At 60.9% G+C, this 12256-nt stretch carries 10 protein-coding genes and 1 pseudogene; 4 read left to right on the forward strand and 7 right to left on the reverse strand.

Annotation, left to right across the window (positions count from 1 at the left end; all coding sequences use genetic code 11):
- Positions 1-63: 63 nt before the first annotated feature.
- From ACW9JC_RS24355 to ACW9JC_RS24365, 3 genes and pseudogenes are all read right to left on the reverse strand, one after another.
- Positions 64-885 (reverse strand): methyl-accepting chemotaxis protein, encoded by an 822-nt coding sequence (locus ACW9JC_RS24355; protein ID WP_445177321.1) that lies wholly within the window; start codon positions 883-885, stop codon positions 64-66.
- 36 nt (positions 886-921) lie between these two features.
- A pseudogene (locus ACW9JC_RS24360) lies at positions 922-1746 on the reverse strand (cache domain-containing protein); the annotation flags it as partial.
- Positions 1747-1890: 144 nt separating this feature from the next.
- Entirely contained in the window at positions 1891-3207 is a 1317-nt protein-coding gene (locus tag ACW9JC_RS24365; protein WP_457458133.1) for a Na+/H+ antiporter family protein, read from the reverse strand.
- A gap of 323 nt (positions 3208-3530) precedes the next feature.
- Here ACW9JC_RS24365 and ACW9JC_RS24370 point away from each other — a divergent pair, with 323 nt between their 5' ends.
- Together ACW9JC_RS24370 and ACW9JC_RS24375 are read left to right on the forward strand one after the other, a co-directional pair.
- Positions 3531-5678 (forward strand): methyl-accepting chemotaxis protein, encoded by a 2148-nt coding sequence (locus ACW9JC_RS24370; RefSeq protein ID WP_457458135.1) that lies wholly within the window; start codon positions 3531-3533, stop codon positions 5676-5678.
- 306 nt (positions 5679-5984) lie between these two features.
- Positions 5985-7661, forward strand: a complete 1677-nt coding sequence (locus ACW9JC_RS24375) for an MFS transporter (protein ID WP_338582032.1) — start codon at positions 5985-5987, stop codon at positions 7659-7661.
- A 134-nt stretch (positions 7662-7795) separates the two neighbouring features.
- On the opposite strand, the gene ACW9JC_RS24380 is transcribed toward ACW9JC_RS24375, so the two are convergent.
- The 4 genes from ACW9JC_RS24380 to ACW9JC_RS24395 all read right to left on the reverse strand — a co-directional run bounded on the left by ACW9JC_RS24380 (position 7796) and on the right by ACW9JC_RS24395 (position 10412).
- Positions 7796-9112, reverse strand: a complete 1317-nt coding sequence (locus ACW9JC_RS24380) for a sensor histidine kinase (protein ID WP_457458137.1) — start codon at positions 9110-9112, stop codon at positions 7796-7798.
- A complete protein-coding gene (locus tag ACW9JC_RS24385; RefSeq protein ID WP_416129203.1) occupies positions 9109-9777 on the reverse strand; it encodes a response regulator transcription factor in 669 nt (222 codons plus the stop codon). Before ACW9JC_RS24385 ends, ACW9JC_RS24380 begins: the two co-directional genes overlap by 4 nt.
- A gap of 3 nt (positions 9778-9780) precedes the next feature.
- The gene (locus ACW9JC_RS24390) at positions 9781-10026 is read right to left on the reverse strand and encodes a PepSY domain-containing protein (RefSeq protein ID WP_416129231.1); all 246 of its coding nucleotides are present in this window, start codon (positions 10024-10026) and stop codon (positions 9781-9783) included.
- Between the two features lie 77 nt (positions 10027-10103).
- Entirely contained in the window at positions 10104-10412 is a 309-nt protein-coding gene (locus ACW9JC_RS24395; protein ID WP_457458139.1) for a PepSY domain-containing protein, read from the reverse strand.
- A 256-nt stretch (positions 10413-10668) separates the two neighbouring features.
- On the opposite strand from ACW9JC_RS24395, the gene ACW9JC_RS24400 reads away from it, so the two are divergent.
- Together ACW9JC_RS24400 and queD are read left to right on the forward strand one after the other, a co-directional pair.
- Positions 10669-11748, forward strand: coding sequence for a patatin-like phospholipase family protein (locus ACW9JC_RS24400; RefSeq protein ID WP_457458141.1), 1080 nt, complete (start codon positions 10669-10671; stop codon positions 11746-11748).
- A gap of 75 nt (positions 11749-11823) precedes the next feature.
- The gene (gene queD, locus ACW9JC_RS24405; protein ID WP_008056290.1) at positions 11824-12180 is read left to right on the forward strand and encodes a 6-carboxytetrahydropterin synthase QueD; all 357 of its coding nucleotides are present in this window, start codon (positions 11824-11826) and stop codon (positions 12178-12180) included.
- Positions 12181-12256 lie beyond the last annotated feature (76 nt).

Raw genomic sequence — 12256 nt, forward strand, 5'->3', positions numbered from 1 at the left:
TATGTATTGACTGACACACCGCATTCGCGAGCAAGCCCGCTCCCACAGGTTTAAGGGGGACCTTTAGATCCGGAACTGCCCCACCAGACTGCCCAACCGCTGCCCCAGATCCGCGAGACTGCGGGAGGTCTGCGCACCGAGCTGGGTTTCGCCGGCAACGTTGTCCACCGCCACCGCAATCTGATGCACGCTGCGGTTGATCTCTTCCGCCACGGCGGTCTGCTCTTCGGCGGCGCTGGCGATCTGCGCGTTCATCGAATTGATGGTGGCGATCAACTGCGCCATGGTGTCGAGCGATGCGCCCGCCTCGTTGGCCTGAGCGGACGTGCCGTCACCGGCCTCGCTGGAACGACGCATGGCTTCCACCGCCGACTGGGTGCCGGCCTGCAAACGGTCGATCATGCCCTGGATTTCCTGGGTGCTGATTTGCGTACGACTGGCCAGCGCCCGCACCTCATCAGCGACCACCGCAAACCCGCGCCCGGCCTCACCGGCGCGAGCGGCTTCGATGGCGGCGTTGAGCGCCAGCAAATTGGTCTGCTCGGCAATCGAACGGATCACCCCGAGCACACTGACAATCGACGACACGTCTTTTTGCAGACTGTCGAGCGATACGCCGCTGCTGCGAATGTCATCAACCAGTGCATGAATCTTGACGATGCTGCCGGCCACCACACGCTTGGCGGCCTGGCCTTCTTCGTCGGTCTGCTGGGCAGCCACCGCAGCGTTTTGCGCACTCTTGGCCACTTCCTGGGCAGCGGCGGACATTTCATTGATTGCCGTGGCGACCTGATCGGTTTCGTGACGCTGACGCTCCATGGCCTTGTCCGAACGATGGGCCTGGTCGGACACCTGAGTCACCAGCCCGGTCAGTTGCGAAGTCATTTCAGTGATCTGACGCACCAGGCCATGGATCTTGTCGACGAAACGGTTGAACGAGCCGGCCAGTTCGCCCAGTTCATCCTGGCTGGTGATGGTCAGGCGACGGGTCAGGTCGCCCTCGCCCGCCGCGATGTCGTCGAGGTTGGCTTTCATCAGGTTCAGCGGACGCAGAATGGTGTTGGCCAACAGCATCCCCGCCGCAGCGATCAGCAACAGCACCACCACGGCTACGCCAACGATGCTCAGCACCACGCCTTGCATGCGCTCCTGAACCTTGGCCTCGACCACCGCGACTTGCGCTTCGATGCCATCGAGGTTGACCGACGTACCCACCGCCATATCCCACTTCGGCAAGTATTCGGTGTAACCGAGTTTGGGCACCAGCACTTGGCTATTGCCCGGCAGCGGCGAGCTGTATTGCAGGTAATGCGTACCTTCCTTGGCGACTTTCACCAGATCACGGTTGACGTAGACGCCATTCGGGTCGCGGTTGTCCTTGAAGCTCTTGCCCACGCCTTCCGGGTCTTTGGCCTTGAACAGGCGCACAGTGTTGGAGTCGTAGCCGAAGAAGTAACCGTCCTTGCCGTAGCTGATGCTCGACAGCAACTTGATCGCCTGGGCCCGTGCGGCGTCATCACCTTGAGCAGCAGCTTCGTACAGCGGCTTGATCGTGGTCATGGCTACGGCGACATAACTTTGCAGAGTCGCCTTGGCATCGCTGAGCAGGCGTTCGCGGGTTTCCTCGACCTCTTGGCGGGCCTGGCCTTGCAGGATAAACAACGTGGTCAGACTGATGACCAGCGCGAAGAGCAACACCGGCAGGACGGCAAGGGACAGGACTTTAGCCTTCAGGCTCATGCGCATGACGTTCACTCTTTTGATTTTGTTGGCGTGGGTAAAGGCTTTAACGGCACGCGAACAAAAAACTGTAGGAGCACGGCTTGCCCGCGATTGCGTCCTTGAGAGCGCTATCGCCGGCAAGCCGTGCTCCTACAGAGAGCGCCGGGGTTACAAGACCATCGCGGCCACCCAGCCGAACACCAGCAGCGGCAGGTTGTAGTGCAGGAAGGTCGGGACCACGGTGTCCCAGATGTGGTGATGCTGGCCGTCGATGTTCAGGCCGGAGGTCGGGCCGAGGGTCGAATCGGAGGCCGGTGAACCGGCGTCACCGAGGGCGCCGGCGGTGCCGACGATGCACACAATGGCCAACGGGCTGAAGCCCAGTTGCACACACAGCGGCACGAAGATCGCCGCCAGGATCGGCACAGTGGAGAACGACGAACCGATGCCCATGGTCACCAGCAAACCTACCAGCAACATCAACAAGGCGCCGACGCCCTTGCTGTGATCGATGTACGCCGCCGACGATTCGACCAGCGTTTGCACCTCACCGGTAGCCTTCATCACTTCGGCAAACCCGGACGCGGCGATCATGATGAAGCCGATCATCGCCATCATCTTCATGCCTTCGGTGAACAGGTCGTCGGTGTCGCGCCACTTGACGATGCCCGACACCGAGAAGATCAGAAAACCAGCCAGCGCACCGATAATCATCGAGTCCAGCAACAACTGAATGATGAACGCCGCCGCAATCGCCACACCCGCCACCAGCAGGCTCATCGGGTTGTATTGCACCGCGACCTGCTCGACTTGCTCGATCTTTGTCAGATCGTAGATACGTTTCTTGCGGTAGCTGACAAACGCGATCAGCAGGCCCGCGACCATGCCCAGGGCCGGAATGCCCATGGCGTGGGTGACATTGATGCCGCTGATGTCCACGCCGCTGCGCGCAACGTTGGCCAGCAGGATTTCATTGAGAAAGATGTTGCCGAAACCCACCGGCAGGAACATGTACGGGGTGATCAGGCCGAAGGTGATGACACAGGCGATCAACCGGCGATCCAGTTGCAACTTGGTCAGTACATAAAGCAGCGGTGGTACCAGCAAGGGAATGAAGGCGATATGTATCGGCAAGATGTTCTGCGAGGCGATGGCCACCACCCACAGCAGACCGATCAACAGCCACTTGACCTGGCCACCGCCCGTGGCGTGCTGGCGATCGACCATTGCCAAGGCCTTGTCGGCCAAGGCATGGGCCATGCCCGACTTGGCAATCGCCACCGCGAAAGCACCGAGCAACGCGTAGGACAACGCCACCGTCGCCCCGCCGCCGAGGCCACTGTTGAAGGCTTTCAGCGTCGCTTCGATCCCCAGGCCACCGGTCAAACCACCCACCAGCGCACCAACGATCAGCGCGATCACCACATGCACGCGGGACAGGCTGAGTATCAGCATGATGCCGACCGCGGCAATTACTGCATTCATTGTCGTTCTCCAGACAAGCGAAAAGAGTCCAGCCGGGCGTCTGCATCAGCGGCCAGCGGGTTGAAGAATGGGTCTTATTAGAAGGGCGCGCACTTTGCCGCAGCAGCCCTTTCTTGTCAAAGCCAAGACTTGCTCGTGTAGGCGCTGCCGAAGGCTGCGATCTCCTGATCTTCAACGCCGGTGAGAACGTAAAAATCAAAAGATCGCAGCCTTCGGCAGCTCCTACAGAGGACACTCCGTTATTCGACGGGAGGGATAAAGAAAGCTCAATCGCAGCCGTTACAGTGCAAAGTCTCAGATATTTATCGAATAAGGACGTCTCCATGTCGCTCAGACAACTTTCCATCCAATGGAAAATCACCCTGCTGGCCGGGCTGTGCCTGGCGGGCATCGTGACCTTGCTGGTAGGTCTTTCGCTGTATCGCATGGAGCACAGCTCCGAGCTGGTGAAAGCCTCGAGCATGGAGATGCTGAATGAAGCGGCACAGGCGCGGATCGAGTCCCAGGGCGAAAACCAGGCGCTGGTCATTCGCCAGCAGTTCATGGACGCCTATCAATATGGCCACGGCTTTTCGCGTCAGGTGCTGTTCCTGCGCGACCAGGCCGAGAAGCGCTTTCTCGATGCCTTCGACCTGCGTGAAGACCTGACCCGTCAGGTCAAGTCGGCGCTGCAAGCCAATCCGGAGTTGCTCGGGTTGTCGTTGGTGTTCGAACCCAATGGGCTGGACGGCAAGGACGAACTGTTCGCCGATCAGAGCGAGGTCGGCAGTAACGAAAAGGGTCGCTTTGCCCTGTACTGGTCGCAACCGACGCCGGGCAAGCTGACCTCCATGCCCTTGCCGGAAAGCGACATGGCCGACACCCGCACCGGCCCCAGCGGCGAGGCGGCCAACGCCTGGTTCACCTGCCCGCGCACCAGCCTCAAGCCCTGCGTGATCGAGCCCTACTTCTATGTGATCGACGGCCACAACGTGCTGATGACCAGCATCGTGTTCCCGCTGATCGTCAACGGCAAGGTCATCGCTTCGCTGTCGGTGGATATCAATCTCAACAGCCTGCAAACCCTCAGCCAGAGTGCGAGCAAGAAACTCTACGACGGCCAGACCAGCGTCAGCATCGTCAGCCCGGCTGGTTTACTGGCCGGTTACAGCGCGGATGCGAGCAAGCTCAGCCAGCGCCTGGAAACCGTGGACAAGACCAGCGGCGCCGAGCTGATGCGCCTGCTCGCCACCAGCAGCAACACCAGCAGCCTGCACAGCGACCAACAACTGAAAGTGCTGGCGCCATTCCAGCCGATTCCGGGCGGCAAAGCCTGGGGCGTGTTGCTCGACGTACCGGAGAAAGTGCTGGTCGGCCCTGCCGAAACGCTGAAAAAACAACTGGATGACAGCAACACCGCCGGCACCCTGACCGAACTCGGCCTGGGCGTGCTGGCCGCACTGATCGGCCTGTTGCTGGTGTGGCTGATGGCGCGCAGCGTGACCAAACCGATCCTCGGCGTGGCGCACATGCTCGAAGACATCGCCAGCGGCGAAGGCGATCTGACCCGACGCCTGGCCTATGATAAACAGGATGAGCTGGGGCAGTTGGCCGGCTGGTTCAACCGTTTCCTCGACAAGCTGCAACCGATCATTGCCGAAGTGAAACGCTCGGTGCAGGACGCCCGCAGCACCGCGGACCAGTCATCCGCCATCGCCACCGAAACCAGCGCCGGCATGGAGCAGCAGTACCGTCAGGTGGATCAGGTCGCCACCGCGTCCCATGAAATGAGCGCCACCGCCCAGGACGTCGCCCGCAGCGCCGCCCAAGCGGCACAGGCTGCGAAGGATGCTGACCAAGCGACCCGCCGGGGCTTGTCCGTGATTGACCGCACGACCACCAGCATCGACAACCTCGCCGCCGACATGAGCGCGGCCATGGTTCAGGTCGAAGGCCTGGCGGCCAACAGCGAGAAAATCGGTTCGGTGCTGGAAGTGATCCGCGCCATCGCCGAACAGACCAACCTGTTGGCACTCAACGCGGCGATCGAAGCGGCGCGTGCCGGTGAGGCCGGGCGTGGTTTCGCGGTGGTGGCCGATGAAGTACGCAACCTGGCGCGACGCACCCAGGAGTCGGTCGAAGAAACCCGCCTGGTGATCGAACAACTGCAAAGCGGCACTCAGGATGTGGTCGGTTCGATGGGCAACAGCCATCGCCAGGCCCAGGGCAGCGTCGAACAGGTTGGGCAGGCCGTGACGGCGCTGCGACAGATCGGCGACGCGGTGACCGTGATCAGCGACATGAACCTGCAAATCGCCAGCGCCGCCGAAGAGCAAAGCGCCGTGGCCGAGGAGATCAACAACAACGTGGCGACCATTCGCGATGTAACTGAATCGCTGTCGGGGCAGGCCAATGAATCGGCGCGGGTGAGCCAGTCGCTGAACTGTCTGGCCAATCATCAGCAGGGCTTGATGGATCAGTTCCGGGTTTAAGACATGACCCATCCTTGTAGGAGCCGAGCTTGCTCCGGGCGGCGTTCCGACGATGGCGGCGACACATTCAGTATCAATGTGTCTGACCCACCGCTATCGCGAGCAAGCTCTGCTCCTACAGGTTTTGTACCCTTCAGCGCACATGTCGATTTCTCATTCATGATGGCGAGTGGATATCTACCCAAAGCCGATTATGCTTCATGAAACCTTGCAGCGATGCGAGGCCGTCAGTCTGTGTCCAATGGCCCGGGTACGGCAAAAATTGAGAGGTGCTCCGGCCTAAAACAAGAACAACGGAGAAAACTCATGGCGGCAATCGACAACACAACCACGGGCAGCGCACCCAACCACGGGATTACCAAGGAGGAGCGCAAGGTCATCTTCGCCTCGTCCCTGGGCACCGTGTTCGAGTGGTACGACTTTTACCTCTACGGCTCCCTCGCGGCGATCATCGCCAAGCACTTCTTCGCCGGCGTCAACGAGACCACGTCCTTTATCTTTGCCTTGCTCGCCTTCGCCGCAGGCTTTGCCGTGCGGCCATTCGGAGCGATTGTGTTCGGTCGGTTGGGCGACATGATCGGGCGCAAACACACCTTCCTCATCACGATTGTGATCATGGGTATTTCCACAGCGGTGGTGGGCTTCCTGCCCGGTTACGCGACCATTGGCGTGGCGGCGCCAATCATCCTGATCACCCTGCGCCTGTTGCAAGGTTTGGCCCTGGGCGGTGAATACGGCGGTGCGGCAACCTATGTGGCCGAACATGCACCGAAAGGCAGGCGCGGTTTCTTCACCTCGTGGATTCAGACCACCGCGACCCTCGGCCTGTTTCTTTCGCTGTTGGTTATCCTCGCCTGCCGCACCATCCTCGGTACTGAAGCCTTCGAAGCGTGGGGCTGGCGGATTCCGTTCCTGCTGTCGATCCTGCTGCTGATCGTCTCGGTGTATATCCGCCTGCAACTCAGCGAGTCGCCGGTGTTCCTGAAAATGAAAGCCGAAGGCAAAGCCTCGAAGGCACCGCTGACGGAGTCATTCGCCCGTTGGGACAACCTGAAGATCGTGATCATGGCGCTGCTCGGTGGCACGGCCGGTCAGGCCGTTGTCTGGTACACCGGGCAGTTCTATGCACTGTTCTTCCTGTTGCAAACCTTGAAGATTGACCCGCAGACCGCCAACCTGCTGATCGCCGGCTCGCTGCTGATCGGCACGCCATTCTTCGTGATTTTCGGCAGCCTGTCCGACCGCATCGGCCGCAAGGGCATCATCATGGCCGGCTGCATTCTCGCGGCGCTCACGTACTTCCCGATCTTCCATGCGTTGACCCAGTACGGTAACCCTGACGTGTTCATCGCGCAGGAGAAAAACCCGGTGACGGTGATCGCCAATCCCGACCAGTGTTCGTTCCAGTTCGACCCGGTGGGCAAGGCCAAATTCACCAGTTCCTGCGACTTGGCGAAGACTGTGTTGGCCAAACGGGCGATCCCCTATCAGAACGTCAAGGCTGAACCCGGCACCGTGGCGCAGGTGCGCATTGGCGAGAAAGTGATCCAGAGTTTTGAGGGCACCGGCATGCCGGCCGCCGACTTCAAGACCCAGAACGACGCGTTTACCGCCACGCTCGTTACCGCCCTCAAAGAGGCCGGTTACCCTGAGAAAGCTGACCCGGCCAAGACCAACTACCCGATGGTGTTGCTGCTGCTGACGATCCTGGTGATCTACGTGACCATGGTGTACGGCCCGATCGCTGCCTGGCTGGTGGAATTGTTCCCGGCGCGTATCCGCTATACCTCGATGTCGCTGCCCTATCACATCGGCAACGGCTGGTTCGGTGGTTTCCTGCCGACGGTGGCCTTCGCCATGGTGGCGGCGACCGGTGATATCTACTACGGGCTGTGGTATCCGATCGTGATCGCGGTGATGACGGCAATCCTGGGCATTTTCTTCATGCCGGAAACCAAGGATCGAGAGATTCATCACACCTGAACCCGGCACAACACAATCCCTGTGGGAGCGGGCTTGCCCGCGATTGCTGTGTAACAGTCAACGATGATGTTGAATGTTATGGCCTCATCGCGGGCAAGCCCGCTCCCACAGGTACCGGTTTTGTCTGGCAGTCATTAATTGCGTTTTGGCAGTTCGATCAACACCTTCAACCCGCCCCACTCGCTCTCCAGTAACCGCAATTCCCCGCCCCACGTGTCGACGATATCGCGCACGATGCCCAGACCCAGACCGTGCCCGTCAGTCTGTTCATCCAGCCGTGTGCCGCGGCTGAACACCTGATCGCGCCGGTCTTCGGGAATGCCCGGCCCGTCATCTTCAACGCTCAGCTCAAAGCCATCCGCTGTCTCGACCACACTCAAGCGAACCTCGGCGTCCGCCCATTTGCAGGCGTTGTCCAGCAGATTGCCGAGCAGCTCCAACAGGTCTTCGCGATCCCACGGCAGTTGCAGCCCCGTCGGGGCGCGATAGCTCAGGTCCAGGTGTTCGCCGTGAATCATGTTCAATGTCGCCAGCAATCCCGGCAGCTCGGCATCGCAGTCAAACAGCGCGCCCGGCAGTGCATCACCGGACAAGCGAGCGCGGTTGAGTTCGCGATTGAGCCGCTGCTGCACCTGCTCCAACTGGTCCTTGAGGATCTTGCGCAATTTCGGATGCGCGTCGAGTTGTTCGCTCGACGCCAGGCTCAACAGCACGGCCAGCGGAGTTTTCAAGGCGTGGCCGAGATTGCCCAGGGCATTGCGCGAACGCTTGAGGCTGTCTTCGGTGTGGGTCAGCAGATGGTTGATCTGCGCCACCAGCGGCTCCAGTTCCACTGGCACCTGGTCGTCGAGTTGCGAGCGCTGGCCCTGCTGCAACTGGGCGATCTGTTCGCGGGCCTTTTCCAGTGGCCGCAGAGCACGGCGCACGGTGATGCGCTGCAACAGCAAAATCAGCAACAACCCCGCCAGCCCGAGTGCGAGCCCGACCTGCTGCATCCGCTGAAAGCTCTCGCGCACCGGCGTGTAATCCTGCGCCACGCTGATGGAGATCGACTGGCCGAGGCGGCGATAGTCCGAACGCAGCACCAGCAACTGCTGCCCCTCAGGCCCCAATTGCAGGTTGCTGTGCAGGCCGGGATGGTCGAGGCGCGGCAGCTCCTGGTCCCACAGCGAACGGGAGCGCCAATGGCTGTCGGCAAAATCGATACGGAAATAATGCCCGGAAAACGGCCGCTGATAGGCCGGTGACAGGCGTCGCTCATCCAGCTGCAAGCCTTGCGGGCCACGCACCAGCGCCACCAACAGGTTCTCGCTGTCGTTGCGCAGCCCGGCTTCGAGGTAGCGTTGCAGGCCCATTTCGAACAACCACAAACTGGTTTGCGCCAGTATCAGGCCGACCACCACCATTACGCTGATCAGGCCCAGGCTCAAGCGACGCTGGATCGACCTCACCGCGCTTGCCCGCCGAACAGGTAACCCTGGCCGCGACGGGTTTCGATCACACTTTTGCCGAGCTTGCGCCGCAGGTGATTGACGTGGACTTCCAGCACGTTGGAGTCGCGCTCGGTTTCACCGTCGTAGAGGTGTTCGGCGAGGTGGCTTTTGGAGAGGATCTGCTCGGGGTGCAGCATGAAATAGCGCAGTAATCGGAATTCGGCGGCGGTCAGCTGAATCTCCGCACCGTCGCGGGTCACGCATTGCCGGCCTTCATCCAGTTGCAGCCCGGCAGCCTTGAGCGTCGGTTGATTGACCTGGCCATGGGAGCGGCGCAGCAACGCCTGGATGCGCAGGTGCAGTTCTTCAGGGTGAAAAGGCTTGGTCAGGTAATCGTCGGCACCGGCCTTGAGCCCCTCGATGCGTTCGGCCCAGGAACCACGGGCGGTGAGGATCAGCACCGGCGTGGCCAGTCCACCGGAGCGCCACTGCTCCAGCACTTCAAGCCCCGGAACGCCCGGCAGACCGAGGTCGAGGATGATCAGGTCATAAGGTTCGGTGCTGCCCTGATGCACGGCGTCGCGACCGTCGGCCAGCCAATCCACGGCGTACCCCTGGCGATTGAGGCCGGCCATCAGTTCGTCGGCCAGGGGCACGTGGTCTTCCACCAGGAGCAAACGCATCGGTCAATCTTCCTTGTCTTTCAGTAAACGGCCGGTGGCGGCATCGAGGTCGAGCTCACGGACCACGCCTTCGGTGGTCAGCAACTCGACTTCATAAATGTAGACGTCGTGCTTCTCTTCAAGCTCGGCTTCCAGCAGTTTGGCTCCGGGATAGCGGTCCAGCGCCTGCTGCAATAACTGCTCAAGCGGCAGGATCACACCTTGTTGGCGCAGGCGCAGGGCCTCGTCCTGGTCCAGGTCGCGGGCCATGACCACCGAACAAAAAGCCAGCAGCGCCAGCGCCCATCGGCTGCTGGCGCGCCAGTGTGTAAATGAAAACAGCGTCATTACGAATCCTGATGATCCTTGAGTACCTGCCCACTGACCGCGTCTAATTCCAGATCCCACTCGACGCCCTGCGGGTCGCGCAGTTCAATCTGGTAGATGTACTTGCCGTACTCTTCTTCCAGCTCGGTTTCGGTGACGGTGGAGCCCGGGTGTTTGGTCAGTGCGGTGGCGTTGAGTTTCTCGAACGAGACAATGGTACCAGCGTCGCGCAGCCGCAAGGCTTCATCCGGCCCCAGATCGCGGGCATGGGCGATGCTGGCGGTGAGGCCGATGATGGACGCGGTGAACAGGGCAGTCAGGGTTTTCATGGGTGTCTCCGTATTCTTTTATGTGTTGCCTACGGGGTGCACCTTAGCGATATGAACTTAATTGAAACTGAATTGCCATCATTGACCACAGAATAGAATCCCACTGTAGGAACTGCCGAAGGTTGCGATCTTTTGATCTTCGGCAGCTTCATGGACGCCAAAAATCAAGATCAAAAGATCGCAGCCTTCGGCAGCTCCTACATTGATAGCGTCGACCGCGATTATAATTCCCCGCTTGCCAGACACAGAGACCGGTATGACCGCCATCCACATCAAGTTCCCTTCCCTGACGCTCAAGGCCGGGCCGCGTGCCCTGGTGCGCATTCGTGAAAACGGCCTGAACGCCGCCGATGTCGGCACACTGCCCGGCGCTGCCGGTGGCCCGAAGGCACTGGGGATTCAGGGGCTGGACCTGGCGCTGTTCGGCGAATGGCTGCCGACGGCGCCACGGGAGCGCTCGTTGATCGGTGCGTCGGTGGGCTCCTGGCGCTTCGCCAGTGCCTGCCTGCCGGACGCCGCCGAAGGCATCCGCCGTCTCGGCCACCTCTACACCGAGCAGAATTTCGCCAAGGGCGTGACCATGGCGCAGATCAGCCAAAGTTCGCGGCGCATGCTCGATGACTTGCTCGACGGTCGCGATGCCGCCCTCCTCGACAACGCCCATTACCGCTTGAACATCATGGTGGTCAAAAGCCATGGCTTGCTCGCCGACGATCATCGCGGCCGTCTGGGCCTGGGCCTGTCATCGGTGATCGCCGACAACCTGCGCGGTCGCGCCCGGCTGTCGCGGCACTTCGAGCGGCTGATCATCCACGACCCACGCCTGGCGCCACCGGTCAACGCGCTGAACGACTTCCCGTCGCGCTTCGTCGCACTCGATACCAACAATCTGCGCCAGGCCCTGCTCGCCTCGGGGTCGATCCCGATGGTGATGGAAGGCGTGCGCGACCTGCCGGGCGCCGGTGCCGGCACGTTCCGCGACGGCGGCCTGCTGGACTATCACCTCGACCTGCCCTACAGCGGCGATGACATCGTGCTCTATCCACATTTCACCGACCGGGTCATTCCCGGCTGGTTCGACAAGACCCTGCCATGGCGCCGTGCTTGCCCGGAACGCCTGCAAAATGTGCTGCTGCTGGCGCCGTCGAAGGAATACCTGGCTCGCCTGCCCTACGGCAAACTGCCGGACCGAAACGACTTCAAGCGCTTCATGGGCGATGCCCCGGCCCGGCAGAAATACTGGCACGCGGCGATGGATGAAAGCCGTCGGCTGGGTGATGAATTTCTCGAACTCGCCGCCAACGGTCGCCTCGGCGAACGCTTGCTGACCCTTTAGTCAGGACAAGCTGTTAAACTCGCCGCCTGCCCGAATCGCTGCGGCGAACGTCACCTGAACAGAGCTGAAAACACTGTGGAAATTTTCAAAGAGTTTACTTTCGAATCCGCCCACCGCCTGCCTCACGTCCCGGACGGCCACAAGTGCGGACGCCTGCACGGCCACTCGTTCAAAGTGGCGATTCACCTGAGCGGCGATCTTGATCCGCACACTGGCTGGATCCGCGATTTCTCGGAAATCAAGGCGATCTTCAAGCCGTTGTACGAGCGTCTGGACCACAACTACCTGAACGATATTCCTGGCCTGGAAAACCCGACCAGTGAAGTGCTGGCCAAATTCATCTGGGCGGAACTCAAGCCGCTGCTGCCGGAACTCAGCGCGATTCGCATCCACGAAACGTGCACCAGCGGTTGCATCTATCGCGGCGAGTGACCAGATAAAACGAATTCCTCTGTAGGAGCTGCCGCAGGCTGCGATCTTTTGATCTTCCAAGCCACAAGATCAAGAT

The sequence above is a fragment of the Pseudomonas sp. SDO5591_S426 genome (assembly GCF_054070755.1).